Genomic DNA, 260 nt, shown 5'->3' with positions numbered 1-260 from the left:
TCAGCGCGCGCTGACCCTGGCGCAGCGCCTGGTCGCGCAGAACCCCTCCACCGAGGCGCGCCTGCAGTACGCCGGCGTGCTGCTGCGCGCGCACCAGGACGCCGAACTGGCCGCCACCCTGCGCCAGTTGCGCGACAGCGAGATGAGCGCCGAACAGCAGCGCCGCTACCAGGCGCTGCGCAGCGGCTACGTGCTGCGCCAGGTCGATGCGCTGCGCGAACTCGGCAACCTCGAAGCCGCCTACGACGCGCTGGCGCCGC

General features: G+C 73.8%; 1 protein-coding gene. It reads left to right on the top strand.

The annotated features are described in order from the left end of the window. The coding region (locus J7357_RS21400) for a hypothetical protein (protein ID WP_244667546.1) at positions 1-260 on the top strand (260 nt) is incomplete at both ends.

It is taken from the genome of Xanthomonas sp. D-109, from assembly GCF_017746095.1.
GTDB classification, from domain to species: Bacteria; Pseudomonadota; Gammaproteobacteria; order Xanthomonadales; family Xanthomonadaceae; genus Xanthomonas_A; species Xanthomonas_A sacchari.
The sequence above is the reverse complement of the archived record's forward strand: the minus strand, read 5'-3'. Positions and strand labels throughout refer to the sequence as shown.